The sequence below is a fragment of the Novosphingobium sp. BL-A-41-Hi4A-0G genome (assembly GCF_055521735.1).
The window spans coordinates 1,028,128-1,050,195 of sequence record NZ_CM145501.1; the positions used below are offsets into that span (position 1 = coordinate 1,028,128).

The following is a 22,068-nucleotide window of genomic DNA, read 5'->3' on the forward strand; positions in this document are numbered from 1 at the left end:
CGGCCCCGTCCGGCAAGAACCAAGGTTACGCAGGGAGCATCGTTGGCGGCATGAGCGCATACGTATTCCACTTCGGCGGCGGCGCAGTGTCTTCGGATGCGCGCGCCAAGGACAAGACCATCGTCGGCGGCAAGGGTTCGAACCTTGCGGAAATGGCCGGGATCGGCCTGCCGGTGCCTCCGGGCTTCACCATCAGTACCGAAGTCTGCACGGCCTACAACGCCAGCGGCAAGACCTTCGACGATGCCCTGCGTGCAGGCGTCGCCAATGGCGTTGCGCATATCGAGAAGGCCACCGGCCGCACCTTCGGCGATGCCACGAACCCGCTGCTCGTCTCGGTCCGCTCGGGCGCGCGCGTCTCGATGCCGGGCATGATGGACACCGTCCTCAACCTCGGCCTCAACGATGAAACCGTGCAGGGCCTTGCCGCAGGTTCGGGCGACGCCCGCTTTGCGTGGGACAGCTACCGCCGCTTCATCCAGATGTATTCCGACGTGGTGCTCGGCCTCGACCATCACCGGTTTGAGGATGCACTGGAAATCGTCAAGGAAGACAACGGCTTCTTCAACGATGTCGAGCTGGGCGCAGAGCACTGGCAGGCGCTCGTCGGCGAATACAAGGCGATCGTTGCCGAACAGCTCGGCCGCCCGTTCCCGCAGGACGTCCACGAACAGCTTTGGGGTGCCATCGGCGCCGTGTTCGATAGCTGGGAGTCCGACCGCGCCAAGGTCTATCGCCGCCTGAACGACATCCCGCACGATTGGGGCACCGCCGTCAACGTGCAGGCCATGGTCTTCGGCAACATGGGCGAAACCTCGGCCACCGGCGTCGCCTTCACCCGCGATCCAGCCACGGGCGAGAAGGCCTATTACGGCGAATGGCTGGTCAACGCCCAGGGCGAGGACGTCGTCGCCGGCATCCGCACCCCGCAGTACCTGACGCTCGCCGCGCGTGAACGCGCAGGCGCCAAGCCGCTGTCGATGGAAGAGGCGATGCCCGAGGCATACGCCGAACTCGCCGCCGTGTTCGAGTTGCTCGAAAAGCACTACAAGGACATGCAGGACATCGAGTTCACCGTCGAGCAGGGCAAGCTTTGGATGCTGCAGACCCGCTCGGGCAAGCGCACCGCCAAGGCCGCGCTCAAGATGGCGGTCGACATGGTCGGCGAAGGCCTGATCGACGAAGCCACCGCAATCAAGCGCATCGATCCGATGGCCCTCGATCAGCTGCTCCACCCCACGCTCGATCCCAAGGCGGTGCGCGATGTGCTGACCAAGGGTCTTCCGGCATCGCCCGGCGCGGCTTCGGGCGCGGTGGTGTTCGATGCCGATACCGCGCAGGCGCGCGCCGAGCGTGGCGACGCGGTAATCCTCGTCCGCGTGGAAACCTCGCCAGAGGACATCCACGGCATGCACGCCGCCAAGGGCATCCTGACCGCACGTGGCGGCATGACCAGCCACGCCGCCGTGGTCGCACGCGGCATGGGCCGCCCTTGCGTCTCGGGCGCTTCGGGTGTCTCGATCGACATGGCCAGCCGCACTGCAAAGATCGGCAATCGCGAGATCAAGGAGGGCGATGTCATCACCCTCGATGGCTCGAATGGCGATGTCATGGCGGGTCTCGTCCCCACCGTGGAGCCTGAACTCGTCGGTGATTTCGGCACGCTCATGGTCTGGGCGGACAAGCACCGCCGCATGAAGGTGCGCACCAACGCCGAAACCCCGCTCGATTGCCAGGTCGCGCGCCAGTTCGGCGCCGAAGGCATCGGTCTGTGCCGCACCGAGCACATGTTCTTCGAAGCGGGCCGCATCAGCGCGGTGCGCCAGATGATCCTCGCCGAAGACGAGAAGGGCCGCCGCGCTGCCCTTGCCAAGCTGCTCCCCGAACAGCGCAGCGACTTCCAGTCGATCTTCGAGGTCATGGCGGGCCTGCCCGTTACGATCCGCCTGCTCGATCCGCCGCTGCACGAATTCCTGCCCCACGCCGATGCCGAGTTCGCCGAACTTGCCGAAGCCACCGGGCTTGGCGTCGAGCACCTCAAGCGCCGCGCCGGGGAACTCCACGAATTCAACCCGATGCTTGGCCACCGCGGCTGCCGCCTCGGCATCACTTTCCCGGAAATCTACGAGATGCAGGCCCGCGCCATCTTCGAAGCGGCCTGCGACGTTGCCGACAAGAGCGGCGATGCGCCGATTCCCGAAGTGATGATCCCGCTCGTCGCCACGCGAAAGGAACTTGAGATCCTGCGCGCGCTGGTCGACCGCGTGGCGCTTGAAGTCTTCGCCGAGAAGGGGCGGACGCTCGAATACATGGTCGGCACCATGATCGAACTGCCGCGCGCTGCGCTGATGGCGGGTGAGATTGCCGAGGAAGCGAAGTTTTTCTCGTTTGGTACCAATGACTTGACCCAGACGACGCTCGGCGTGAGCCGCGACGACGCTGCGCGCTTCCTCAACCCTTACGTCGATCAGGGCATCTACCCGCGCGATCCGTTCGTCAGCCTCGATATCGAGGGCGTCGGCCAGCTGGTCGAACTGGCGGCAGAGCGTGGCCGCAAGACGCGGCCCGACCTCAAGCTGGGCATCTGCGGCGAACACGGCGGCGATCCGGCCTCGATCGCGTTCTGCGAGAAGACCGGCCTCGATTACGTCTCCGCCAGCCCCTACCGCGTGCCGATCGCAAGGCTGGCAGCGGCACAGGCGGCGCTGGCGTAACCACAAATCGGACCGCAACACACCGGCGTCCCCGCGAAGGCGGGGACCTCGGCGTTGCTACGGAACCTCACAGCAAACCGCCTGAGGCCCCCGCCTGCGCGGGGGCGCCTGCTGGCAAGTCAAGATCTGTCAGCTAACCTATTTGGAGTGTTTCCCCGGGGAAACACTCCAATATGGCCTGTCTGGCCAGATCAGAACTTGGGCGGCCGCAGGGCTTTCGCCCAGCCGCTGAGCGTCAGAATCTCGAACCGCTCGGTTACCTTGCCATCGGCTTTCGCCCGCGCGGCGAAGGCTTCCCTGGCGCGGGCGAGCGCGGCCTTGCCCAGCGGCGTACCCGGCCGGGCAAGGCAGTTGCCTAACCCCTGAGCGCGCAAGTCCGCGATCATTCCTTCGAGCGAACGGAAGCGCACGTCGATGTGGTGGCTGTCGATCACCGGATCGGCAAAGCCCGCGCGCTGGAGCAATTGCCCGCCCGCGCGCACGTCGACCATCGGATGCACGCGCGGGGAAGGGCGCTCGCCATCGGCTTCCAGCATGATCGCCCGTAATGTTGGAAGCGATCCTGCGCCAATGAAGCTGGCGATCATCAACCCGCCATCGGCCAGCGCGCGGCGCAGGTGCACCAGCGCGCCGGGCAGGTCGTTGATGGTGTCCAGCGTGCCGAGGGTCGCGATGAAGTCGAAGCCGCCGTCGGGATAGGGCGCTTCCTCGTTCAGCGGAGCCGCCCCAAGCGCCGGATCGCGTTCATCGACCGACGCGCCACTGCCCCGCAGGCTCCGCGCAACGGCTCCGGTCCAATCCCCCACGACCAGCACGCGACTCGGTTCGTGACGGAGGAAGGAAAGCCGGTCGAGCACATCGTCGGCCATGTCATCGATCAGGTAACGCGGCGCGTCTGGCTGGCTCTGGAGGCGTGCCATCCGGCGGCGAAGGGCATCGCGCCGTTCCGGAGCGAAAATAACGGGGGGAGTGCTGGCCATTTCCGGGCACTGCCCATGTCCGGGCGTCTTGCCAAGGGGGGCAATCGTGCGAGGATCGTCGCGTGAGGATTTCTGCCGCCCTGACGCCCGTCGTGGACTTCGTCTTTCCACCGCGCTGCCCGCTCTGCGGCGGGCCCGTCGCATCGCATGGTGGCCTGTGCCATACGTGCTGGGATGGCCTTGCGGTGCCGTCGGGCACTTGCTGCTCGCTGTGCCAGCGGCCGTTGGGGGAAGATCACGGCCACGAGGCCGAGCTGGTCTGCGCGCCCTGCATGGCCGAGCCGCCCCGCCATGCCGGAATCGCCGCCGCCACGCTCTACAACGACCCGTCCCGGGCACTCGTCCTTTCGCTCAAGCATGGCCGGCGCATCGGTCTTGTCCCGATGATGGCGCGGATGATCGCGCAGCGCTTGCCGACGCTCGAGGGAAACTGGCTGATAGTGCCCGTGCCGCTGCATCGCTGGCGGCTGATGCGCCGCGGCTTCAACCAGTCGGCCTTGCTCGCCCGCGAAGTGGCGCGGCTCACCGACCAGCGTCTCGTCGTCGATGGCCTCGTCCGCACCCGGCCGACGCCCTCGCTTGGAGGCCTGAATCGCTCCACCCGCGCCAGGGTTCTGCGGGGCGCGATTGCGCCGCATCCGGGGCGAGGTGTTTTACTGAAGGGCTGCAATGTCCTGCTGGTTGACGACGTCATGACCAGCGGCGCCACGACCGACGCGTGCATCATCGCTCTGCGCAAGGCGGGCGTGGCGCAGGTGCGCATCGCGTGTTTCGCCCGGGTTCTGGATGAAGCGCTGGATGCCTTGCGGGAACGAGTCGAATTGCAGGATTGAATTGCGTGGCAAGACCACAAACGAAACGCCCGGAACCGCAAGGTCCCGGGCGCCATCGTGACGAATTTCTGCGGGCGTTCGCGTGTTTCGCGATAGTGACGGCCCCCTGACCGTCCCGCCTTTTCCCTCACCTTCCGGAAGGCGCTTCGCGCGGCCCCTTTGGGCCTGCAGCGAGGCAGCCGACCGGCCCCTCATCGTGTGTCCCTGAACATTGGCGCGTCATGCACTGCCGCTTCTTGGAAGCTGGCCGTTCAGTTCGCGGCTCCCTCAAGCCGCTGACGCTTCATCACCCATTCATGCCGGGGACGGAAGCAGATTGTTCTGCGCGGGTGGATTTTGAGACCTTGTGTGGTTATCCTGCAACAAATCCGCCACGATCGGGCGGAGTGGAAAGGCGCAAACCATCTTGTCCAGCTCTGACGATACTGCCTTGCGTGAGCAGGGTGCTGAATTCATGCCGAAATTCGACTCCAACGGCTTGCTCACCGCCGTCGCGGTCGATCACGTATCAGGCGCGCTCCTGATGCTCGCGCACGTCAATCGCGAGGCTCTCGACAAGACGCTGGAGACCGGATTCGCCCACTTCTACTCCCGCTCGCGCAAGGCGCAGTGGATGAAGGGCGAGACCTCCGGCCACGTGCTCCGCGTGATCGAGATTCGCGTGGATTGCGACCAGGATGCGCTTGAACTGCGGGTCGAGGCGGCAGGTCCTGCATGCCATACGATGGCGCCCTCGTGCTTCTATCGTCGCGTTACTCCAGATGGAACGCTGGAACGCATCGCTGATTGACGCTTACGTAAAGGTTAGTTAGCAAAGCAGCATGTCACAGCAAGCTGCCGCAGCGACTCACGCTCCGATCGACCACACCGGTCACCTCGATCAGCCTGACGCGCTGAAGCGGGACCAGTTCACTATCTCCGATCTCTCGAACGAGTTCGGGGTGACTGCCCGTGCCCTGCGCTTCTACGAGGATGAAGGCCTGATCGCGCCAGAACGTGTCGGGCTCTCGCGCATCTACTCCAAGCGCGACCGCGCACGTCTTGCCTGGATCATGCGCGCCAAGAACGTCGGGTTCAGCCTCGCCGAAATACGCGACATGATCGACCTTTACGACATGGGCGACGGCCGCGCGGAACAGCGCCGCGTCACCATCGCCAAGTGTCGTGAGCGGATCGAGAACCTGCGCCGCCAGCAGGCAGACATTGCCGCGACCATCGATGAGCTGACCAGCTTCGTCGATCTCGTCATCGCCAAGGAGCGGTCCGAAGGCCGCGATCCAACAGCCTGAAGGCCGGACGCCTAAAAAGGGACAGGACCACATGCCGATCTACAACGCGCCCACCCGCGATACCCGCTTCGTCGTCAACGAACTGATCCGTCTGGAAAGCTACGGCAATTTGCCGGGCTTCGAGAACGCCACGTCCGACATGACCGACGCGATCATCGCGGAAGCCGGACGCTTCGTTTCAGAAGTGATCGCTCCGCTGAACCAGTCGGGTGACAAGGAAGGCTGCATGCGTCATCCCGACGGCAGCGTTACCACGCCGACCGGCTTCAAGGACGCCTACCGCCAGTATGTCGAAGGTGGCTGGGGCACGCTTTCGGCGCCCGAGGAGTTCGGCGGGCAGGGCCTGCCGCACGTGATGGGCTTCATCATGGAGAAGTACCTCGCCACGGCCAACCAGGCATTCGCGATGTATCCGGGCCTTGCCAACGGCGCGATCTCGGCAATCCGTGCCAAGGGCTCGCCCGAGCAGCAGGCGAAGTACCTGCCCAAGATGGTCAGCGGCGAATGGCTCGGCACGATGAACCTGACCGAGCCGCACTGCGGCACCGACCTCGGCATGATCCGCACGCGGGCCGAGCCGCAGGCCGATGGTTCCTATGCGATCACCGGAACCAAGATCTTCATTTCGGCGGGTGACCATGACCTGACGGAGAACATCATCCATCTCGTCCTCGCCAAGACGCCGGGCGCGCCGGAATCGAGCAAGGGCATCTCGCTGTTCATCGTGCCCAAGTTCATCGTCAATGCCGATGGTTCGCTGGGCGAGAAGAACGGCGTCAGCGTCGGCTCCATCGAGGAGAAGATGGGCATCCACGGCAACGCCACCTGCGTGATGAACTACGATGGCGCGAAGGGCTGGCTTGTCGGCGAGGAGAACAAGGGCCTTGCCGCGATGTTCATCATGATGAACGCGGCACGCCTTGGCGTGGGCATGCAGGGCCTCGCCCAGGCCGAAGTTGCCTATCAGAACGGCCTTGCCTATGCGCTCGACCGCCGTCAGGGCCGCGCGCTGACCGGGCCTGCCGATCCGCAGGCAAAGGCTGACCCGATCATCGTCCACCCCGACGTGCGCCGGATGCTGATGGACGCCAAGACCTTTATCGAAGGCATGCGCGCGCTGTGTCTATGGGGTGCGCTGCAGGTCGATCTTTCGCACAAGGCGGCAACCGCGGAAGAGCGCGAAATGGCGGACGACCTGATCAGCCTGCTGACGCCCGTGATCAAGGGCTACGGCACCGACATGGGCTACAAGGTTGCCACCGACATGCAGCAGATCTGGGGCGGCCACGGCTACATTGCCGAGAACGGCATGGAGCAGTTCGTCCGCGATGCCCGCATCGCGATGATCTATGAAGGCACCAACGGCGTGCAGGCGATGGACCTCGCCGGGCGCAAGCTTGCCCTGAATGGTGGGCGCGCGGTGCAGGCGCTGTTTGCGCTGATTGACGCCGAATGCGCCGAGGCAACTTCTGACGAGACCGTCAAGCTTGTGGCGGAGCGTCTCGGCAAGACGGCTGGCGAAATGAAGGCTGCGACAATGTGGTTCATGCAGAACGCCATGGCCAACCCCAACAACCTGGGCGCGGGCGCCTATGCCTACATGACGCTGACCGGGATCGTTTCGCTTGGCCTGATGTGGCTGCGCATGGCCAAGGTCGCCGCGGCTGCCATTGCGGACGGTGCTGACGACAAGGCCTTCTACGAAGCCAAGCTCGCCTGCGCCCGCCACTGGGCCACCCGCTATACCACCGAAGCAGGCGCCCTGCGCCGTCAGGTCGAGGCGGGCTGCGAGACGATCATGGCGCTGACGCCGGAACAGCTGGCCATCGCCTGATCTTTCAGGCCAGCAGCCAGCCGAGAAGGAAAAGCAGACTTCCAAGCAAGGCGGTGATGCAGAGGATGAGGACGAGCCCGAAGCCGTCCATAAGCCCACCATCACCGCCAAGGGCTGCGTAGCCTGCGATTGTCAGGATGCTCCAAGCCAGCCATGACACGAGCATCAACGGTGCCTTGATCCATCCGTTGCTGAAGTTTCGCCAACGCCACATGGCGTAGGCAGACCCAAAGACGACCAGACCCTGCACGCTCGAAATTGCGATGAGGATGATAAAGCTCAAGCAGCGAGCACTTCGTCGAGCATTTCCATGAGCGCGGCCCAACTCTGGCGGTCTGCGCTGGCATCGTAGCCTATGGCAGCCATGCCGCGCGCGTCGCTGCCGGGGTCGGTGAAGCCGTGGCGGACGCCGCTGTAGCTGTGGAAGTGCCAGTTGGCGCCTGCAGCGTCCATTTCTTCCCAGAAGGCCATGACTTGCGAGCGGGGGACCATCGGGTCTGCGTCACCGTGGCAGACGAGGATGCGGGCCTTGATCGCTCCGGGAGCAGCAGGAGCCTGCGTGTCGAGCAGGCCGTGGAAGCTGGCCGCCAGCACGAGGTCAGCGCCATCGCGCGCCAGTTCGAGTGCGGCTTGTCCGCCCATGCAATACCCGATGGCGGCGACCGGCAGGCCTTGCGCCTCCGGCAACCCCGTCAGCGCGGCAAGCCCCGCGCGCAGGCGCTGGCGGTAGCCTTCCGCGCTTTCCCGCAATGGACCTGCGAGTTCGCGCGCGTGGTCGAAATCGCGGACTTGCACGCCGTAGAAGTCAGCAACCATCGCCAGACAACCCGCCTGCGCCAGCATATGGGCGCGGCGGATCATCGGCGTGTTGCAATTGGCGATGGTCGGCAGGATGAGCACGACGGCGCGGGGCGGGCCCTCGGGCTTCACCAGGAAGCCGGTGAGGGCCACGTCGCCGTCGGCGTAATCGACCTGCTCGACCGCCATCGACCTTACTCCGGCAGGAAGTCCGGCACGGAGAGATAGCGTTCGCCGGTGTCGTAGTTGAATCCGAGGACGCGGCTGCCCGTTGGCAGGCTCTGCAGTTTCTGGGCAATGGCCGCCAGCGTCGCGCCCGAAGAAATGCCGACGAGAATGCCTTCCTTGGCCGCGCACTGCCGCGCCATTTCCTTGGCGTCGGCGGGATCAACGGTGATCGCGCCATCGATGGACTTGGTGTGGAGGTTGCCCGGGATGAACCCGGCACCGATGCCCTGGATCGGGTGCGGGGCAGGCTGTCCGCCCGAGATGACCGGTGAAAGCGTGGGTTCAACCGCATAGGCCTTGAGCGAGGGCCAGTGCTTCTTGAGTTCCTCGGCACAGCCCGTCAGGTGGCCGCCGGTGCCGACGCCGGTGATGAGCACGTCGATCGGCTCGCTTGCGAAGTCCTTGAGGATTTCCTGCGCGGTGGTGCGGACGTGGACGGCGACGTTGGCGGGATTGTCGAACTGCTGGGGCATCCACGCGCCTTCAGTCGTCTCGACCAGTTCCTTGGCGCGTTCGATAGCGCCCTTCATGCCCTTTTCGCGCGGGGTGAGGTCAAACGTCGCGCCATAGGCCAGCATCAGGCGGCGCCGTTCGAGCGACATCGATTCGGGCATGACGAGGACGAGCTTGTAGCCCTTGACCGCAGCCGCCATGGCGAGGCCGATACCGGTGTTGCCGGAGGTCGGTTCGATGATCGTGCCGCCTGGCTTGAGGCTGCCGTCAGCCTCTGCAGCCTCGATCATGGCGAGGCCGATCCTGTCCTTGATCGAGCCGCCCGGATTGGCGCGCTCGTTCTTCACCCATACCTCGTGGTCGGGAAACAGGCGGGACAGGCGAACATGCGGGGTATTGCCGATAGTGGCGAGGATGGAATCCGCTCTCATGTCGCTTGCTCCTTGAAGTGAAGGGAGGGTTGGAGTCTGGGACCTTGTCTAGGACGATCTGTATCGCGCTGCAAAGGTTCGTGCGTTCTTCAATTCAGGGAATAGGAAGAACCATGCGCCCGTAATGACTATAGCCGAGATGCCGCCGAACAGCACTGCGCCAACCGCGCCGATCAGTGCCGCAGCTACGCCGGACTGCATCTCGCCGAGTTCGTTGGAGGCGGAGATGGCAAGGCCCGAAATGGAAGAGACACGCCCGCGCACGTCATCGGGCGTGTGCAACTGGACCAGCGTGTTGCGGATGAACACCGAGACCATGTCGCCCGCGCCGATTCCCATCAGCATCAGCAGCGAGAGGTGGTAGTTGGTCGATAGCCCGAAACCGATGGTGAACAGGCCATAGACCGCGACGCCAAGCAGCATCTTGTTGCCGACGTTCTGCGTAATCGGCCGCCGTGCCAGCACGAAGGCCACGAGGGCTGCGCCTAGCCCCGGCATCGCGCGCATCAGGCCGAGACCGTCAGCGCCTACCGGCTTGCCATCAATGAACAGGATGTCGCGCGCGAACACCGGCAGCAGCGCTGTGGCCCCGCCAAGCAGCACTGCGAAGAGATCGAGAGTGACGCAACCGAGCAGGAAGCGGTCGTTCCATACGAACTTCAGGCCTTCGAGAATCTGGCGCACGGGGTGAGCGGTTCGGTTTCCCTCGGGCGGTGGCAATCGGCGAATGCCGAAGACGCAGAAGGCTGACAGCGCGAGAAGGGCAGTCGAGGTCCAGTAGGGCAGGGCGGGGTGCCCGGAGAAGAGCAGGCCCGCGATTGCAGGACCGCCGACCGAGCCGGTCTGCCATGCCATGGAGTTGATCGCGACAGCCTTGGGCATCAGTTCTGCAGGAACGATGTTCGGCGCCACAGAGGCGAGCGCAGGACCGATGAACACGCGAGCGGTGCCGTGCAGCGCGGCGAGGCCGAACAGCAGTGGCAGCGAGGTGATCCCCCTGGCCGTGCAGATCGCCAGCGTCAGAGCAACAACCATGTCGAGGCAGATCGAAATGCCCGCGACGTTGCGCCGGTCGAACCGGTCTGCAACGACGCCGGCCACCGGGGTCAGCAGGAACAACGGCAGGAACTGGGCAAGGCCGAGCAATCCGAGCTGGAACGCCGCTTCGGCAATCGACATGCCGTACTGCCCGCGTGCCACGTCGTAGAGCTGGTAGCCGAGGATGACGACCATTCCCGAGGTCGCGACGACCGAGAAGAACCGGGCGATCCAGAAGCGCCGGTAGTCGGGGATGGCGAGAGGCGAGGTGGGCGCGGGGGCCGTGTCGGTGTCGGATGATGAAGCAGTCACGCGGCGTGCAATGCCAGCCGAGCGCCACCTTGCCAAGAAAGCAAAAATTGTGGTCCGCCCAGCGAAGACCTCGCCCGAGCGCCGATCAGCCCTGGCTGCGCGAGCGCGGGCCGGGCTGCAGCGAACGGATCATCTTGTTGAAATCATCGAGACGGACGATGCGTTCGAACTGGAAACCGGCGCGATCGCCATCGCTCCACACGAGGAATGCCTCGATTCGCCCGACTACCGGCAGGCGCACCGTCACCCGCTCGCCGCGCCCGAGATCGCCCACGCCATGGGCCATGAAGCCGGTGGTCGAGATATTGGCGAATTGCAGCAGGATGTCGCCGCGCGCGCGATGCTCGCCGATCACCGGGAGGTTGACCGGGTGACGGGTGGATCGACGCAGATCGGTGACTGAAAGCTGGGCTCCGCCGCGCATCGTTCCTCCTGGCGCATAAGTGACTGTGCCGAAGGATATAGCTCCGAATTGGCGAACAATTGGTAAAGCCCCGGCAAAGGCTTGCCGGAACCGGCAGCCTTTTGCCGTTAGGAATCGCTAAACCGGCAGGTTCTTCTCTCGTCAGCTGCGGCGCAGGATACCGTGCTTCTTCTTGCCCGAGGAAATGCGAATTTCCTGTGAAGACAATGAAATACGATGGCTTTCGTCGGTTACGGATACCCCGTCGACCCGCGCGCCACCTCCGGCGACCAGGCGCTTGGCCTCGCCCCTGCTGGCAGCGAAGCCGAGACCGACGAGCACGTCGATGATGGCGATGCTATCTTCGGTTATCTCCAGAACGGGGAGGTCCTGCCCGAGTCCCCCGCCGGCAAAAGTCGCCGCTGCGGTCGCTTCGGCGGCCCTGGCCGCTTCCTCGCCCCGCACCAGGCGCGTGACTTCGTTGGCCAGCACGACCTTGGCCGCATTGATCTCGCTGCCTTCGAGCGATTCGAGCCTTGCGATCTCATCGAGCGGCAGGTCGGTGAATAGGCGCAGGAACTTGCCGACATCGCGGTCGTCGGCATTGCGCCAGTACTGCCAGAAGTCCCACGCCGGCAGGGCGTCCTCGTTGAGCCACACCGCGCCCGCTGCGGTCTTGCCCATCTTCTTGCCGTCGGCGGTGGTGAGCAGCGGGGTCGTCAGGCCGAATACTTCCCTGCCGTCCTTGCGACGGGTCAGTTCGATGCCGTTGACGATGTTGCCCCACTGGTCCGAGCCGCCCATCTGCAGGCGTACGCCCATGTCCTTGTTGAGGTGACGGAAGTCGTACCCTTGCAGGATCATGTAGTTGAATTCGAGGAAGGTCATCGGTTGCTCACGCTCGAGCCGCAGCTTGACCGAATCGAAGGTGAGCATGCGGTTGACGGTGAAGTGCGTGCCGACTTCCTGCAGCAGCTCGATGTAGCCGAGCTTGCCCAGCCAATCGTGGTTGTTGACCATGACCGCGTCGGTCGGGCCGTCGCCGAATTTAAGCAGCTTGGAGAAAACCGTGAAGATCGAGGCGATGTTGTCTTCGATCGTCTGGTCCGACAGCATCTTGCGGCTTTCGTCACGGCCCGTGGGATCGCCGATCCGCGTCGTCCCGCCGCCCATGAGGACCACCGGCTTGTGTCCGGCCTGCTGCAGGCGGCGCAGCATCATGATCTGCACGAGGCTGCCGACGTGGAGCGATGGCGCCGTGGCGTCGAAGCCGATGTAGCCCGGCACAACGCTCTCGCTCGCCAGCTTGTCGAGCCCTTCGGCATCGGTCAGCTGGTGGATGTAACCGCGCTCGTCGAGCAGGCGAAGGAGTGTGGAGCTGTACTGCGTCATGATCGCGCGCGCCTAGCACGATGACGTGGGCAAACAAAGGCCCCGCCTTTGGCGAGTTCGCCAGCCTGCTAGGCGCCGACCTCGAAAATCGCGGCCAAAGCTTCCTTGTGGCTTGCGCTTTCACAACTTTCGGATGCGATGGAAACGTTGTGGATTGCTGCGCCAAGGCGGATCGTGCCGGTCGTGACGCATCCGCCCGGATAACCGCCAGCGACGTTTAACTGGGTGCCGGGTTTTGCATGAAGCGTGAGGTACGCCCGGACGGTCTCCCCAATGATGCGCACCACCGGTTGCAATTCGGTCTCAGTCGCCTGCGCCGCATAGGTTGCCTGTGCTGCCTTCGCGACATTCGCAGCATCGTCGATCTTGATGTCGCTGGTGGCCTTGTCGGTCTTGAACTTCATGTAGGAGACGAGAACGCCCGAGCCGGGGCCGCGCAGGCGGCTTTCGGTGGCTTCCTCCAGCATGTCCTTCATGCCCGGCATACGCATCGCCAGGTTCTGCATCGAGGTGCCGGTCCAGTCACTGCCAAGCGTCACCGTTATGCCGCCGCCGATGCCGAACTCCTTGGCCGAAGCCTCGCTGGCGAGCATGGCTGCGGCCGCTGCTGCCAGCGATATGATTGTTCGCATTCCGATCATTGCTTTCCTCTCCCGCCAGCGGTTAGTTCCAGACCATGCCGATCCTGTCCAGCCATCCCTTGCACCCGCCTCTGGAAGTCAGCTCCGTGGAATCGCGCGTTCTCTCGCATGACGCCCGATGGATGACCCTGCGCTGGCGGGTCGAGGGAGCGCAGCGGCTTGTCGTGCCGCCATTTGCAGGCAAGGGGCGGACAGACGGATTGTGGCAGGCGACGTGTTTCGAGCTGTTCGTGAAGCCCGATGATGGTGAAGCCTATGCCGAATTCAACTTCTCGCCTTCGCAACGTTGGGCCGCCTACGATTTCAGCGGCTATCGTGAAGGCATGGCGGAGCGGCCGATGCCCCGCGATCCTGTCTGCACACCGCGCAAGGGGCAGTCGGTGCTGATCTTTGACGTGTCATTGCCTTCCGCCGCGCTGCCCTCGCTCCCCGCTGCGATTGGACTGACGGCGGTGATCGAGGAAGACGGCGGGCGCAAGTCGTACTGGGCCATTGCCCACCGCGAGGACCGGCCCGATTTCCACCACGCGTCTTGCTTCGCAGGGCGGCTTGAGGCACCGAGCGCCCCATGAAATTCGGTATCGACCGGCTCATCGCCGACCCCGCCCTGAGGAAGCCGCTCGAAGGAAAGCGTGTGGCGCTGGTTGCGCATCCCGCTTCGGTGACGGCAGGGTTGGTCCATTCGCTCGATGCGCTGATCGCCGCAGGCTTGAACGTGACATCGGCTTTCGGCCCGCAGCACGGGCTGAAGGGCGACAAGCAGGACAACATGGTCGAGACGGCGGACGAGCTCGATCCGATCTATGGCATCCCGGTGTTCAGCCTCTACGGCGAAGTCCGCCGTCCGACGGCGCGGATGATGGACAGTGCCGATGTGTTCCTGTTTGACCTGCAGGACCTTGGCTGCCGCATCTATACGTTCGTCACCACGCTGCTCTACCTGCTCGAGGCAGCGAGCGGCACCGGCAAGGCGGTCTGGGTGCTCGACCGGCCCAATCCGGCAGGCCGTCCGGTCGAAGGCACCACGCTGCTGCCGGGGTGGGAAAGCTTCGTTGGCGCCGGGCCGATGCCGATGCGGCATGGCATGACTCTGGGCGAGATGGGCGCGTGGTTCGTGGAGCACTTCAAGCTCGATGTGGACTACCGTGTTATCACCATGGAAGGCTGGACGCCGGAGCAGGGGCCGGGGTTCGGCTGGCCGGAGAGCCGGATCTGGATCAACCCGTCACCCAACGCCGCCAGCCTGAACATGGCTCGCGCTTACGCTGGCACGGTGATGATAGAAGGAGCGACGTTGTCCGAAGGGCGTGGCACCACGCGTCCGCTTGAGGTGCTGTTCGGCGCGCCGGACGTGGACGCCAAGGCGGTGCTGGCAGAGATGCGCAATTTTGCGCCGCAGTGGCTGGAAGGCTGCGCGATCCGCGAATGCTGGTTCGAACCGACCTTCCACAAGCACGCCAAGAGCCTGTGCAGTGCACTGATGATCCATGCCGAGGGGGCGTTCTACGATCACCAAGCATTCCGTCCGTGGCGGTTGCAGGCACTGGCGTTCAAGGCGATCCGCAGACTCTATCCCGATTACCCGATCTGGCGCGATTTTCCTTACGAGTACGTGTTCGACAAACTGGCGATCGATGTGATCAACGGCGGGCCTGCACTGCGCGAATGGGTGGACGATGCAGGCAGCGTGGCTGGGGATCTGGATGTGCTAGCGGGGCGCGACGAGGCCGCCTGGATCGAAGAGCGGCGGCGCTTCCTGCTGTACTGATGCCAAACAGACTGCAACTGGCCGCGCGTTCGCTTCCTACCCCTTGCCTGCCAGCTTGTCCCATTCTTCCCAGCCAATGGCGTGGCCGGGATAGGCTACCTTTGCGAAGGGCCAATCTCTTTCCAGCCACTTGACGACCCACGCGTAAAGCTCGGCTTCAAAGCCTGCATCGTACTCGGCCTTGGTCACCCACATCCGGACAACGGCATCGTAGCCTGCAACAGGGCTCGGCTGGACATAGACGCAGCCGCGCTCGCGCGTGCCATCTGGCGTCAGGACCGCGTAGGCAAAGGATTTACGCTGGGCGAAGCGGGCCTGCTCGGTCTCCATGTCGACCATGGCCTCGGCATCGGTGATGCCGGGATGCGGCCATGCGGTGTTGCGGGTGAAGGTCTTCTGCAGATGCTCGATCGACGACATGTAGGCGTCAAAGTCGATCTTCACGAGCGAAGGGCCGAGGGGGACGAGCTTGAAACCACTGGCTTCGACAAGCGTCGGGACCGCAAAGCCGGCAGGGACCAGCGGAGGCTTGCCCTCAGCGGCCATGACAGGGCGTGCCGCAAGGGTCGCAATGGTCAGGACCAGGCCTGTACAAGCTTGTCTTCGGTTCATTCGGGCATCTCCCTGACGTTGTCAGGGGACGGAGCTAGGGCGGGGCTACAGGACGCGGCAATACGTCGTTTGCCCTTGCCTCTCACCGCCACACGGGCGCACGCTTCTCCAGAAAGGCAGTGATGCCCTCGTCGGTGTTCTCGTCCATCATGTTGCGCGCCATGACTTCGCAGGCGAGCGCATAGGCTTCGGCGCGCGGGCGTTCGCGCTGGGCCTGGAACAGGGCCTTGCCGCGGCGGATCGCGTCGGGGCTCTTGGCGATGATCGTGTTGGCGAAGTCGTCCACGGCAGTATCGAGGGCTTCTGGAGCGGCCACGGTGTTGATCAGGCCCCAGTCGGACGCGGTGCGGGCGTCGATGAACTTGCCGGTGACGAGCATTTCGAAGGCGCGCTTGGTGGGCACGTTGCGGCTGAGCGCGACGGCTGGAGTCGAGCAGAACAGGCCGACGTTGATGCCCGAGACAGCAAAGCGGGCGGTCTCGGAAGCTATTGCCAGATCGCAGGCGCCAACGAGCTGGCACCCTGCTGCGGTGGCAACGCCATGGACGCGCGCGATGACTGGCACGGGCAGGGCGGCGATCGCCTCCATGACCTCGGTGCAGGTGGCGAAGAGACGGCGATAGGTATCGAGGCTGCGGTCCGCCTGCATCTCGGCAAGGTCATGGCCTGCACAGAACGCCTTGCCCGCGCCGGAGATGACCACGACGCGGGCGGCAGGGTCTGCGGCGATGTCGGCAAGTTCCGACTTCAGCTCGCCAAGCAGGGACTCGGACAGGGCGTTGAACTTGTCGGGGCGGTTGAGCACGAGGTCATGACGCCCTTGCGCCGTCCGTGTCACAAGGATCGATTTGCCCATGCTCTGCCTCCGGGAGTTCAGTGTTTCTTGCGGGTGAGTTCCCGCATGGCCCCGTCGAGTCCCTCAAGAGTTAGCGGGTACATGCTGCCGCCGATCAGGTCCTTGATCATCTTGGTGGACTGCGAATAGGTCCACTGCTTCTCCGGCACGGGATTGAGCCAGACGGTGGCCGGATAAGTCTGCGCCACGCGGTGCATCCACACCGCGCCCGCCTCTTCGTTGAAATGCTCGACGCTGCCGCCGGGGTGGCTGATCTCGTAGGGGCTCATCGCCGCATCGCCGACGAACACCACTTTGTAATCGTGGCCGAACTTGTGGAGGATGTCCCACGTTTTCGTGCGGTCCGACCAGCGGCGCTTGTTGTCCTTCCAAACGCCTTCGTAGAGGCAGTTGTGGAAGTAGAAGAACTCCATGTTCTTGAATTCCGCCGTGGCGGCGCTGAACAGTTCCTCGACCAGCTTGATGAACGGATCCATCGATCCACCGACATCGAGGAACAGCAAGAGCTTGACCGCATTGCGCTTTTCCGGACGCATCTTGATGTCGAGCCAGCCCTGGCGCGCGGTGCCCTCGATCGTGCCCTCAAGGTCCAGCTCATCCGCCGCACCCTCGCGGGCGAAGCGGCGGAGGCGGCGCAGGGCGATCTTGATGTTGCGGGTGCCCAGTTCCTTGGTGTTGTCGAGATTGGCAAATTCGCGCTTTTCCCAGACCTTCACCGCGCGCTTGTGCTTGCTTTCGCCACCGATGCGGACGCCTTCGGGGTTGTAGCCGGAATTGCCGAACGGGCTGGTGCCGCCGGTGCCGATCCACTTGTTTCCGCCCTGATGGCGTTTTTCCTGCTCTTCCAGACGCTTCTTGAGCGTCTCCATGATCTCTTCCCACGATCCGAGGGATTTGATCTTCTCCATCTCCTCTTCGGAAAGGAACTTTTCGGCGATGGCTTTCAGCCAGTCCTCCGGAATATCGACCGGGCGCTGGCCATAGTCGGTCAGCAGGCCTTTGAAGACCTTGTTGAACACCTGGTCGAACCGGTCGAGCAGGCCCTCGTCCTTCACGAAGGTGGCGCGCGAGAGGTAGTAGAACGCTTCGGGCGTCTGCTCGATCACGTCCTTTTCCAGCGCTTCGAGCAGCACGAGGTGCTCCTTGAAGCTGGCCGGAATGCCAGCGGCGCGCAATTCGTCGACGAAGTTGAAAAACACCGGTGGCCGCTCCTTTGACTTAACCGGATGATTAAGGGCTGCGCGGGCGATCGGCAAGGGCGTTGCGCGACCAATCGCGTGAAGGATTGCGCGATAGACGGTTGAGCACTCCTGGCAATTGGTTAATTCATGGATAAGCATAGTTAAGAGGCGTTAACCATGAGTCGCGCCGCGGGATTTCTTGGAATTGTCGTGCTGCTGCTTGGTCTTGCCGGGTCCGGACTTCTGGTGTCGGTTCGGCCAGCACGGGCAGATGCGCAAGATGCCGCTTTCCCGGTCGCCGCGCCGCAGCCCCTGCCACCCGCAAGCCGTCCGCAATTGCCGCCGCCGGTGCAGGGCGTGCTGCAATCGGGCGTGCTGATCGTCGTCAGCAAGGCATCGCAGCGGATGCACGTGTTCAAGGACGGCGCACATTGGGGATCGTCGCCGGTGTCGACAGGACGCAAGGGGCATTCGACGCCTGCTGGCGTGTTCCCGATCCTGCAGAAGAAGGTTTACCACCGCTCAAACATCTACAGCAACGCGCCGATGCCCTTCATGCAGCGGCTGACCTGGCGCGGGATTGCGATTCACGCGGGCTATCTGCCGGGCTATCCTGCCTCGCACGGTTGCATCCGCCTGCCCCGAAGCTTTGCCAAGGCCCTGTTCGGCCTGACGCAGGCGAGCAGGACCACGGTGGTCGTCACCAACGCGCCGCTGCGCTCTGAGGAGGGGGCGATCACGCTGGCGCTGAATTTGTCAGGTCCTTTGCCACCAGGCGCGCCACCGCCAGGCGCCGCTGTGGCACTGGCTGCGGATGCACCGGCGCAGACGATCCAGCTGGCCGCCGCGCTGAGCCCTGCTGAAGCCGAGACTCACTGGCTCGATGCGGTGTCGCGCCATCCTGAGTTGTCAGGCTTCCGCAAGGTGGTGGTTCCGGCAATGGTCGGCTCGCGCAAGTACTGGCGCTTGCGAGCCAGCGCCCCGGGAGCATATGCGGTCTGCTCGTCGCTCAAGCGATCAGGGACGGATTGCTTCAACGTGATCTGACGCGGTGGACGGCAGCGACCAGCACGAACGAGATGTACATCAGCAGATACCATGCTCCCAGCTTGGCGGGGGATACGAGCGTCCAGCCGTCGCGCTGGTCCGGGTAGATCCACGCGCGTGAAAAGGTGGCGATGTTCTCGGCAAACCATATGAACATGGCGACGAGAATCCATCCCAGCAACAGCGGCATCCGGCGATCCTCGCGCCAGACACGGAAGACGACCTGCGTCCGCCAGAACAGCACTGCCATCGCGGCAAAGAGAACGATCCGGACGTCTGGCAGCCAGTGGTGCGCAAAGAAGTTCACGTAGACGCCGATTGCCAGCGCATATGTCCACGCCGTCGGCGGGTAGTCCGCAAAGCGGAAGTCGAAGATACGCCAGACGCGGGCAATGTAGCTGCCGACGCAGGCGTACATGAAGCCGGAGAACAGCGGCACACCGCTGATGCGAAGCACGCTGGCTTCGGGATAGGTCCACGATCCGTAAGCTGTCTTGAACAGTTCCATGACCGTACCGACGACATGGAATGCCAGAATGACCTTGGCTTCGGACAGGGTTTCCAGCCGAAGCAGAAGCATGGCGATCTGTATCAGCAGGGCGCCGATCGTCAGCGCATCGTAGCGGGCGAGGGGAGCATCGGCAGGCCAGAGGAGGTGTGTGCCGAGGAGCATGGCCAGCATGAGGCCGCCGAAAAGGCAGGCCCAGCCTTGCTTGAAGCCGAACAGCAGGAATTCGTAGGCCCAGGCCGGAGGACCCGGGGCTGGGGCAAATGCCTCGAGCCGCGCTCGCACCGCGGCGAACCGCGTGTGGGCAGTTTTCGCAGTCCCGGGCTGGTGAAACGGTGCGTGCATGCCTCAGGTGGCTGGCGGCGGGGCCGGTGGCTGTTGCGGCCAGCTTTCGAGCGAGTGATCGATCTGCGCCCACTGCGGCGCGTCGTCGGTCCAGATGATCGCTTCGGGGCGCAGGCCATGTCCGGCATCGAGCGCGCCGAAGCGGACGGTCTTCAGGTGCGGACGGGCCGAGCTCTGGGCGTAGATCTGCGTGCCGCACGAAGGGCAGAAGTGAAACGTCAGGGTGTTGCCGCTGGCAGCCGTCCACGCATTCCGGGCGACAGCGCCGTCGATCTGGACGTCCTCTGCCTTGAAGATGGCATTGTTGGTCGGTCCCCCTGCGGCGATCTGTTGGCACTGGCGGCACCAGCACTGGCGCGTGGCGACCGGTTCGCCAGAGATTTCAAGGCTTATGGTCCCGCAGGCACATTGGCCAGTGTAGGGCATCTCCGAACCTTCCTTCTGCCCGCAGGCGATTGGGTATTGTTAGTGTTACATACAATTGTTTATGGTGAGTCCATTCGGAGAGGATAACACCAATATGCTCAAGCTCTACAGTTTTGGACCCGCCGCCAACTCGATGAAACCGCTGCTGACGGTGTTCGAAAAGGGCCTCGATATCGAAAAGCGCCGGCTCGATCCCGCAAAGTTCGAACACCATACCGACTGGTTCAAGGCGATCAATCCGCGCGGGCAGGTTCCGGCGTTGGTGGATGGCGATAAGGTTGTGACTGAGTCGACGGTGATCTGTGAGTACCTCGAGGACGAATATCCGACCGAGGTTTCCCTCCGCCCCGCCGACAGCTTTGGCCGTGCGCAGATGCGGATATGGACGAAATGGGTGGACGAATACTTCTGCTGGTGCGTCTCGACCATCGGCTGGCACCGCTATGTCGGCAACATGGTCAAGGGGCTGAGCGACGCCGAGTTCGAGGAGAAGGTGAAGGCGATCCCCGTGGTCGAGCAGCAGGTGAAGTGGCGCCGGGCTCGCGAAGGCTTCCCGCAGGATCTGCTCGACGAGGAAATGCGCAAGATCGCATACTCAGTGCGCAAGCTCGACGACCATCTGGCCGATCACGAATGGCTGGTGCCTGGGCAGTACACGCTGGCCGACATCTGCAACTTCGCCATCGCCAACGGCATGCCGTTCGGCTTCAAGGAACTTGTGAACAAGGATGACACCCCGCATCTCGTGCGCTGGATCGAGCAGATCAACGAGCGCCCGGCGGTGAAGGCTATGTTCGCGCAGGTTGAGCTGGAGAAGCTGGGGCCGCGGGAGTGAGGGCGCTGGTGCATGCTGCCGGGTGACGACCAAGCGTCGCCCGGCTCGCTTACTTCAGGCCCGATGAAATCGTGACATTGCCCTTGCTGTCGACCATCGAAACAGGGGCCTCGCCGTTTACGACGGCAAGGACCTGTTCGATCGTCGGCGAGGACTTGAACGGTGCGTAAATCAACGTTCTGTCTGGAAGTCGCAGCGCGACGTCCACTTTCTTGCCGCCGCCAAGCAAGGCCGCCGCAAGGCTCGGGCGCACATCTATGACGGGGCCTGCATCACCGAAAACCACGGTGTACCCACCCAATCCCCCCACCGGTTGATAGACTCCGAACGAATCCGTACTCGCGGCGTCTCGGCAGAATATCTCGGGTGCGCTGTCTTCCTCATCGGGTCTGGCCTTGGTGGCCGAGAGCTCGGATGGGTGGTCTTCGTCCTTTTCAGGCAGGTCGATACCCATGAGCCCTGCCATCAGTGCGCCTGTCATGTCGGCCTTCGCGCGCTTTGCCGGCTTCTGTGTGAGCATCGTCGGGCAATCGGCAAGCAGTTGCGCTGGTGCCTGCGCGCCCCTTTTCTTGGCAAATCCAAGCGCTTCGGCAGCCCGTGCCAATGTGTTGTCAACTTCCGCCTGATCCAGCGTGGTCGATGTCAGGCGCATGGAAACGAGCCATGCGTTCGACGGGACTATTGCCACGCCCGTCGCCTTTGCTCTGCCGCCTTCAATTGCGTAAGTCAGGCGCAGACCGGAACGGACGGTGTGCCCGGGCGGAATGAAATCAACAGCAAGCGGCCTCTCGGAGAGCTTTCCGCCACCAAGTCTTCCAGCAGCAAGCCCGACACGGATCACCGCCTGGGTGCGATCGATCCAGATCGGCGCCTGTGGGTGAGCCGGCTTGAACACGAAGATCGAAAGCGTGCTTTCGCCGTTGGGTGTCTGGAACGCGAGACTGACGTCACGTTGATCCTGTGCATTTTCGGAGATTCCCCGGCGGGAGAATTCTCCGATGGCAGCGGGAAAATCAATCTGGGCTTCTGCATGGCGCCATGGCGCGTGGGTGTCCGCGACTATGGGACCGGGCTTCCATTCGGCGGTCGCGCGAAATGGCAGTGCGAGAACCGTCGCTGCACCAACCACGGTCGAGAGCCTGTG

The 22,068-nt window shown here is 63.9% G+C and carries 23 protein-coding genes; 9 read left to right on the forward strand and 14 right to left on the reverse strand.

Annotation, left to right across the window (positions count from 1 at the left end):
- The first annotated feature begins 50 nt into the window (after positions 1-50).
- Positions 51-2,714 carry a pyruvate, phosphate dikinase gene (ppdK, locus tag ACZ1JX_RS05015; protein ID WP_465125671.1) on the forward strand — a complete coding sequence of 888 codons (2,664 nt, stop codon included), beginning with the start codon at positions 51-53 and terminating at the stop codon, positions 2,712-2,714.
- A gap of 191 nt (positions 2,715-2,905) precedes the next feature.
- On the opposite strand, the gene ACZ1JX_RS05020 is transcribed toward ppdK, so the two are convergent.
- Positions 2,906-3,694, reverse strand: coding sequence for a class I SAM-dependent methyltransferase (locus tag ACZ1JX_RS05020; RefSeq protein ID WP_465125672.1), 789 nt, complete (start codon positions 3,692-3,694; stop codon positions 2,906-2,908).
- Positions 3,695-3,756: 62 nt separating this feature from the next.
- Between ACZ1JX_RS05020 and ACZ1JX_RS05025 the strand changes: the two genes are divergently transcribed.
- The 4 genes from ACZ1JX_RS05025 (at position 3,757) to ACZ1JX_RS05040 (ending at position 7,650) form a co-directional block, all read left to right on the forward strand.
- Positions 3,757-4,527: a double zinc ribbon domain-containing protein gene (locus tag ACZ1JX_RS05025; protein ID WP_465125673.1), complete on the forward strand. Its 771-nt coding sequence runs from the start codon at positions 3,757-3,759 to the stop codon at positions 4,525-4,527.
- A gap of 430 nt (positions 4,528-4,957) precedes the next feature.
- Positions 4,958-5,317: a phosphoribosyl-AMP cyclohydrolase gene (gene hisI, locus ACZ1JX_RS05030; protein WP_465126359.1), complete on the forward strand. Its 360-nt coding sequence runs from the start codon at positions 4,958-4,960 to the stop codon at positions 5,315-5,317.
- Positions 5,318-5,348: 31 nt separating this feature from the next.
- On the forward strand, positions 5,349-5,816 hold the full coding sequence (locus ACZ1JX_RS05035; protein ID WP_465125674.1) for a MerR family transcriptional regulator: 468 nt from the start codon (positions 5,349-5,351) through the stop codon (positions 5,814-5,816).
- A 31-nt stretch (positions 5,817-5,847) separates the two neighbouring features.
- Entirely contained in the window at positions 5,848-7,650 is a 1,803-nt protein-coding gene (locus ACZ1JX_RS05040) for an acyl-CoA dehydrogenase C-terminal domain-containing protein (RefSeq protein ID WP_465125675.1), read from the forward strand.
- Positions 7,651-7,654: 4 nt separating this feature from the next.
- Here the strand turns inward: ACZ1JX_RS05040 and ACZ1JX_RS05045 are convergent, their stop codons facing one another.
- The 7 genes from ACZ1JX_RS05045 to ACZ1JX_RS05075 form a co-directional block, all read right to left on the reverse strand.
- Positions 7,655-7,933: a hypothetical protein gene (locus ACZ1JX_RS05045; protein ID WP_465125676.1), complete on the reverse strand. Its 279-nt coding sequence runs from the start codon at positions 7,931-7,933 to the stop codon at positions 7,655-7,657.
- Complete coding sequence (locus ACZ1JX_RS05050; RefSeq protein ID WP_465125677.1) at positions 7,930-8,637, reverse strand: dienelactone hydrolase family protein; 708 nt, start codon at positions 8,635-8,637, stop codon at positions 7,930-7,932. Before ACZ1JX_RS05050 ends, ACZ1JX_RS05045 begins: the two co-directional genes overlap by 4 nt.
- Positions 8,638-8,642: 5 nt before the next feature.
- Entirely contained in the window at positions 8,643-9,560 is a 918-nt protein-coding gene (gene cysK / locus ACZ1JX_RS05055) for a cysteine synthase A (protein ID WP_465125678.1), read from the reverse strand.
- 48 nt (positions 9,561-9,608) lie between these two features.
- Positions 9,609-10,910: an MFS transporter gene (locus ACZ1JX_RS05060; protein ID WP_465125679.1), complete on the reverse strand. Its 1,302-nt coding sequence runs from the start codon at positions 10,908-10,910 to the stop codon at positions 9,609-9,611.
- A gap of 85 nt (positions 10,911-10,995) precedes the next feature.
- On the reverse strand, positions 10,996-11,334 hold the full coding sequence (locus tag ACZ1JX_RS05065; protein ID WP_465125680.1) for a PilZ domain-containing protein: 339 nt from the start codon (positions 11,332-11,334) through the stop codon (positions 10,996-10,998).
- A 141-nt stretch (positions 11,335-11,475) separates the two neighbouring features.
- Complete coding sequence (tyrS, locus tag ACZ1JX_RS05070; protein WP_465125681.1) at positions 11,476-12,705, reverse strand: tyrosine--tRNA ligase; 1,230 nt, start codon at positions 12,703-12,705, stop codon at positions 11,476-11,478.
- A 68-nt stretch (positions 12,706-12,773) separates the two neighbouring features.
- On the reverse strand, positions 12,774-13,337 hold the full coding sequence (locus ACZ1JX_RS05075; RefSeq protein WP_465125682.1) for a hypothetical protein: 564 nt from the start codon (positions 13,335-13,337) through the stop codon (positions 12,774-12,776).
- Positions 13,338-13,432: 95 nt separating this feature from the next.
- Between ACZ1JX_RS05075 and ACZ1JX_RS05080 the strand changes: the two genes are divergently transcribed.
- Both ACZ1JX_RS05080 and ACZ1JX_RS05085 read left to right on the forward strand, forming a co-directional pair.
- Positions 13,433-13,918 (forward strand): DOMON-like domain-containing protein, encoded by a 486-nt coding sequence (locus ACZ1JX_RS05080; protein ID WP_465125683.1) that lies wholly within the window; start codon positions 13,433-13,435, stop codon positions 13,916-13,918.
- The gene (locus tag ACZ1JX_RS05085; protein ID WP_465125684.1) at positions 13,915-15,114 is read left to right on the forward strand and encodes an exo-beta-N-acetylmuramidase NamZ family protein; all 1,200 of its coding nucleotides are present in this window, start codon (positions 13,915-13,917) and stop codon (positions 15,112-15,114) included. The genes ACZ1JX_RS05080 and ACZ1JX_RS05085 overlap by 4 nt, the downstream gene beginning before the upstream one ends.
- Before the next feature lie 36 nt (positions 15,115-15,150).
- Here the strand turns inward: ACZ1JX_RS05085 and ACZ1JX_RS05090 are convergent, their stop codons facing one another.
- The 3 genes from ACZ1JX_RS05090 to ACZ1JX_RS05100 form a co-directional block, all read right to left on the reverse strand.
- Positions 15,151-15,660 carry a twin-arginine translocation pathway signal protein gene (locus tag ACZ1JX_RS05090; RefSeq protein ID WP_465125685.1) on the reverse strand — a complete coding sequence of 170 codons (510 nt, stop codon included), beginning with the start codon at positions 15,658-15,660 and terminating at the stop codon, positions 15,151-15,153.
- A gap of 148 nt (positions 15,661-15,808) precedes the next feature.
- Positions 15,809-16,582 (reverse strand): enoyl-CoA hydratase, encoded by a 774-nt coding sequence (locus ACZ1JX_RS05095; RefSeq protein WP_465125686.1) that lies wholly within the window; start codon positions 16,580-16,582, stop codon positions 15,809-15,811.
- A gap of 17 nt (positions 16,583-16,599) precedes the next feature.
- Positions 16,600-17,781, reverse strand: coding sequence for a vWA domain-containing protein (locus ACZ1JX_RS05100; RefSeq protein WP_465125687.1), 1,182 nt, complete (start codon positions 17,779-17,781; stop codon positions 16,600-16,602).
- 159 nt (positions 17,782-17,940) lie between these two features.
- Here ACZ1JX_RS05100 and ACZ1JX_RS05105 point away from each other — a divergent pair, with 159 nt between their 5' ends.
- Entirely contained in the window at positions 17,941-18,810 is an 870-nt protein-coding gene (locus ACZ1JX_RS05105; protein ID WP_465125688.1) for a L,D-transpeptidase family protein, read from the forward strand.
- Here the strand turns inward: ACZ1JX_RS05105 and ACZ1JX_RS05110 are convergent.
- Positions 18,797-19,663, reverse strand: coding sequence for a DUF817 domain-containing protein (locus ACZ1JX_RS05110; protein ID WP_465125689.1), 867 nt, complete (start codon positions 19,661-19,663; stop codon positions 18,797-18,799). The genes ACZ1JX_RS05105 and ACZ1JX_RS05110 overlap by 14 nt on opposite strands.
- Positions 19,664-19,666: 3 nt before the next feature.
- Positions 19,667-20,089, reverse strand: a complete 423-nt coding sequence (locus ACZ1JX_RS05115; RefSeq protein ID WP_465125690.1) for a GFA family protein — start codon at positions 20,087-20,089, stop codon at positions 19,667-19,669.
- Between the two features lie 94 nt (positions 20,090-20,183).
- On the opposite strand from ACZ1JX_RS05115, the gene ACZ1JX_RS05120 reads away from it, so the two are divergent.
- Entirely contained in the window at positions 20,184-20,924 is a 741-nt protein-coding gene (locus tag ACZ1JX_RS05120; protein ID WP_465125691.1) for a glutathione S-transferase family protein, read from the forward strand.
- 49 nt (positions 20,925-20,973) lie between these two features.
- On the opposite strand, the gene ACZ1JX_RS05125 is transcribed toward ACZ1JX_RS05120, so the two are convergent.
- Positions 20,974-22,053, reverse strand: coding sequence for a hypothetical protein (locus tag ACZ1JX_RS05125; protein WP_465125692.1), 1,080 nt, complete (start codon positions 22,051-22,053; stop codon positions 20,974-20,976).
- Positions 22,054-22,068 lie beyond the last annotated feature (15 nt).

What these genes read in the sequence shown, in the direction of transcription:
- ppdK (WP_465125671.1), top strand. Translation starts at nt 51, where the DNA reads ATGAGCGCATACGTATTCCACTTCGGCGGCGGCGCAGTGTCTTCGGAT.
- ACZ1JX_RS05020 (WP_465125672.1), bottom strand. Translation starts at nt 3,694, where the DNA reads ATGGCCAGCACTCCCCCCGTTATTTTCGCTCCGGAACGGCGCGATGCC.
- ACZ1JX_RS05035 (WP_465125674.1), top strand. Translation starts at nt 5,349, where the DNA reads ATGTCACAGCAAGCTGCCGCAGCGACTCACGCTCCGATCGACCACACC.
- ACZ1JX_RS05040 (WP_465125675.1), top strand. Translation starts at nt 5,848, where the DNA reads ATGCCGATCTACAACGCGCCCACCCGCGATACCCGCTTCGTCGTCAAC.
- ACZ1JX_RS05050 (WP_465125677.1), bottom strand. Translation starts at nt 8,637, where the DNA reads ATGGCGGTCGAGCAGGTCGATTACGCCGACGGCGACGTGGCCCTCACC.
- cysK (WP_465125678.1), bottom strand. Translation starts at nt 9,560, where the DNA reads ATGAGAGCGGATTCCATCCTCGCCACTATCGGCAATACCCCGCATGTT.
- ACZ1JX_RS05065 (WP_465125680.1), bottom strand. Translation starts at nt 11,334, where the DNA reads ATGCGCGGCGGAGCCCAGCTTTCAGTCACCGATCTGCGTCGATCCACC.
- tyrS (WP_465125681.1), bottom strand. Translation starts at nt 12,705, where the DNA reads ATGACGCAGTACAGCTCCACACTCCTTCGCCTGCTCGACGAGCGCGGT.
- ACZ1JX_RS05075 (WP_465125682.1), bottom strand. Translation starts at nt 13,337, where the DNA reads ATGCGAACAATCATATCGCTGGCAGCAGCGGCCGCAGCCATGCTCGCC.
- ACZ1JX_RS05085 (WP_465125684.1), top strand. Translation starts at nt 13,915, where the DNA reads ATGAAATTCGGTATCGACCGGCTCATCGCCGACCCCGCCCTGAGGAAG.
- ACZ1JX_RS05090 (WP_465125685.1), bottom strand. Translation starts at nt 15,660, where the DNA reads ATGGCCGCTGAGGGCAAGCCTCCGCTGGTCCCTGCCGGCTTTGCGGTC.
- ACZ1JX_RS05095 (WP_465125686.1), bottom strand. Translation starts at nt 16,582, where the DNA reads ATGGGCAAATCGATCCTTGTGACACGGACGGCGCAAGGGCGTCATGAC.
- ACZ1JX_RS05105 (WP_465125688.1), top strand. Translation starts at nt 17,941, where the DNA reads ATGAGTCGCGCCGCGGGATTTCTTGGAATTGTCGTGCTGCTGCTTGGT.
- ACZ1JX_RS05110 (WP_465125689.1), bottom strand. Translation starts at nt 19,663, where the DNA reads ATGCACGCACCGTTTCACCAGCCCGGGACTGCGAAAACTGCCCACACG.
- ACZ1JX_RS05115 (WP_465125690.1), bottom strand. Translation starts at nt 20,089, where the DNA reads ATGCCCTACACTGGCCAATGTGCCTGCGGGACCATAAGCCTTGAAATC.
- ACZ1JX_RS05120 (WP_465125691.1), top strand. Translation starts at nt 20,184, where the DNA reads ATGCTCAAGCTCTACAGTTTTGGACCCGCCGCCAACTCGATGAAACCG.